3 protein-coding genes and 1 pseudogene are annotated in these 3082 nt (G+C 66.8%); 1 reads left to right on the top strand and 3 read right to left on the bottom strand.

Annotated features, from left to right (window positions below; genetic code table 11):
• Positions 1–88: 88 nt before the first annotated feature.
• Positions 89–775, bottom strand: coding sequence for an MspA family porin (locus MSZK_RS23635; protein ID WP_099250980.1), 687 nt, complete (start codon positions 773–775; stop codon positions 89–91).
• A gap of 206 nt (positions 776–981) precedes the next feature.
• Positions 982–1680, bottom strand: a complete 699-nt coding sequence (locus MSZK_RS23630) for an MspA family porin (RefSeq protein ID WP_199203456.1) — start codon at positions 1678–1680, stop codon at positions 982–984.
• Positions 1681–2066: 386 nt separating this feature from the next.
• Here MSZK_RS23630 and MSZK_RS23625 point away from each other — a divergent pair, with 386 nt between their 5' ends.
• Positions 2067–2651, top strand: a complete 585-nt coding sequence (locus MSZK_RS23625; protein ID WP_099250978.1) for a hypothetical protein — start codon at positions 2067–2069, stop codon at positions 2649–2651.
• A gap of 71 nt (positions 2652–2722) precedes the next feature.
• Here MSZK_RS23625 and MSZK_RS23620 read toward each other — a convergent pair.
• Positions 2723–3082, bottom strand: a pseudogene (locus MSZK_RS23620) (hypothetical protein); the annotation flags it as partial.

Here is a 3082-nt window from a genome sequence, read left to right as displayed (position 1 = left end):
CCCCATGGAGGTGACCGCCGCGCCGACGGCAAGCACGGCGGCCGCCGTGCCTGTGACCAACGTTCGGTGTATCCGGCGCATCTGGATGTCAGAAGACCTTGGTCTCGCCGTAATAGGCGACGATGTCGTCGGCGTCGGTGCCCGAACTGGTGAGCACTGCGTACGAACGCAGCGATGACGCGCCGACGCAGTTGTCGATCTTGATGTGGATGTCCTTGAGGGTGATTCGCGCGGACGTGCCCTTGAACTTCTTCTTGTCGACGACGACGTTGGTGATCGTTCCCGGGCGGGGGTCGATTTCGATCTGACCCTGAACGGGGAAGCTGATGGAGCCCGGCAGCGAGACTCCCGTGGTACCCAGGCTCGCGTTGCCGAGGGAGGCGCCGACCGAGCCGATCAGCTTGACCTTGTCCATTTCGACGCCGCAGCCGATCTGGTAACCGGCCTCCAACGTGCCGCCCGCCACCTCACCGGTCGTGGTACCGGTGAACGTGGCGCCCACCACCCAGTCGCGAGATGACAGGGACGTCGTGAGGGGCGCGACGGGCAGCCGCATCTCGTCCTTGGCGATGACCGTCAGCGTCCGGCCGTCGGGCGTCTTGGCGATACCGGGAGGGCCGGAGGCGATGAAACCGTTGTCCGGCGGTGGTAGGGGAGCACCTGCGTCGGCGACTGGCGGCGCCGCCGGGTCGGCCGGGTCGGCCAACGCGAGCGGGGTCGCTCCCATCGGGATGAGCATGCAAACTGCGGCCGCGGTGGCAAAGCGATGCAACATGTCCTGTCGGCGCCTTCCGTCTGTCACTAGATCTCTGGGGGAAATGATTGATGGGCGGGGTGTCCAGTTTGTGAACGCGGCGCCAACCCTCAGCGCCCGATCTCGTCAACTGGGTGTTCTCGATGATCCATCGAGGCAAGTAGGTCGGTTGCCCACCACCGCGTCGGTGACGGGCAGCCGAGTACGAGAACGACGATCTGAAGTTGTCAAACCGCTTTCGTCACGCCGAGGTAGGTCACGACGTCGTCGGTGTTGTCGGTCGAGCTGGTCAATGTCGCGTACGACCGAATGAAGGACTGACCCGCGCAGCCGTCGATCTTGATGCGGAAGCCGGTGATGGAGATTCGCGGCGCCGTGCCCTTGAACTCCTTCTTGCCGACCGGAACGATGTTCACCGTGCCGGGCTTGAGGTCGATCTTCATCTGGTAGGACGCCGAGAGGCCCAGCGTGACGGGCAACAGCGAGCCATTGACGATCGGGATGCCCACGCCGGGGGTGGCACCCGCACTGGCGATGGACTCGATGTCGTCCTGGATGATGCCGCAACCGATCTGGTAGCCGGCCTCCAAGGTGCCGCCGGCCAGCTTGGTATCGCCGCCACCGGTGACCGAGGCCGTGAATGTTCCGTCGACCAGGTACTCACGCGACCACGGTGAATTGGTCAGAGAGGCCACGGGTTCCATGGACTCGTCCTTGCCCGACACGTTGAGAACCCAGCCGTCGGGCGTCTTGAGAACCCCGGGCGCGGCCGAGGGCACCGGTCCCGCAGGCCCACCGGGCGCCGGGGCTGCGTTGGCCACAGGTGCCACGTTGGGGTCGGCCGGCGGGTCGGCGAGCGCGAGCGGAGCCGCTCCCGTCTGAACCAACAGGCATACTCCGGCCAGTGTGGCAAAGCGTTTCAACATGTCGTGTTGGCGCCTCTCGTCATTGATATCTACTGTCTCGTTCGGAGGAATCATTGAGTTGGCTGGTGTCTCACCGGTTAACACCGCGCCAACGATGCCCGCCTGATTCCCGTCTACCGGGCGTCATTTCGCTCCCGGCCACGGTCGGGCGGGGGAGTTTCGGTCTCAGGGTGGTACCAACTGTCTGTGTCGCGGGTGACGGAGGGCACCCGATGGACCCGTCAACGGTGCCGGTTATTCGTTGTCCGTTCACCATCGCGACAACTGTCCCGTTGATCATCACTCTGCCCTGGCCCTTGCGAAGCCCTGACATAGCGGGTTCGGGTTGGGCTGGTTGGACTTCCAGCCGGGCGGCTCGGGGGAATCCCACGATCCAGGAGGAAGCGATGAGATCATTACTGCCGTGTGGCCGAGCGCTGACTGCCTCGCTGCTGGTGTCCGCGGCGGCATTGCTCGCTGGCACGGCCCCCACGGCGTCTGCTGACCCCGACGCACAGACGCAGGCGCCGGGACCCGTACCCGATCCCGCTGCGGCCAACGTGGCGGCGCCGGCGCTCCCCGAAGCCGTGCCGCCGCAGGACGAGTCGGCGTTCGCCGCCGTGTCCGATGCCTGCAAGCAGTTCGGTGCGGCGCTGGACTTCGCGGCAACGAACTACGAGGACTTCGCGTACGACACCGCCGGCAACGGAAACGCCATCGACTATCAAAATCCGATCGTGGCCAATTCGAATGTCGTCGGTCGCACCGCGCTACGAGAGGCCGCCTCGGCTGCAATGTCGGCGGCGTCGACGCCCGGCCTTCCCGGCGATGTTGCGGCGCCAATGCGGTCGTGGTCGCTGCATGCCGCAAAACTCTTGGTGATCATGGGAATTCGCGGTAGTGGAGACTCGCTGAACGCGACGGCCAGCGATATGAACACCGATGCGAACAATGCGCAGATGGCGTGTGCACTCAACGGCGGCCGCGCCTGACCAATTCGTCACCAGCCCAACGAAATCGGCCCCCTTCGCAGGAAGGGGGCCGATTCGCTTTTGTCGGTTGGCTACCCGCCGGCGCCGCCGGTACCGCCCTTGCCGGGGGTGGGGCCCAACGAACCGCCACCGAGCTGGCCGGATTTGCCTGAGGTGGCGCCACCCTTGCCGCCGGTACCGCCGTTGCCGCCCTTGCCGCCGGTGAGGACGCTGCCGCCGCCGGTGGCGCCGTTGCCGCCCTTGCCGCCGGATCCGGTCGTCGTGCCGGTTCCGCCGGTACCGCCGGCACCGCCTGCGCCGCCGGTGAACCCGCCGAAGCCGCCCTTGCCGCCGTTGGCGCCGGTGCCGCCGGTCGCGCCCGCGCCACCCTTGCCGCCCGCGCCACCGGCTCCACCGTTGTTCCCGGCCAGACCGCCCGAACCGCCGGTGCC

It is taken from the genome of Mycobacterium sp. shizuoka-1, assembly GCF_002723835.1.
Classification (GTDB): domain Bacteria; phylum Actinomycetota; class Actinomycetes; order Mycobacteriales; family Mycobacteriaceae; genus Mycobacterium.
Note: the sequence above shows the minus strand (reverse complement) of the source record. Positions and strands in the feature narration are given on the sequence as shown.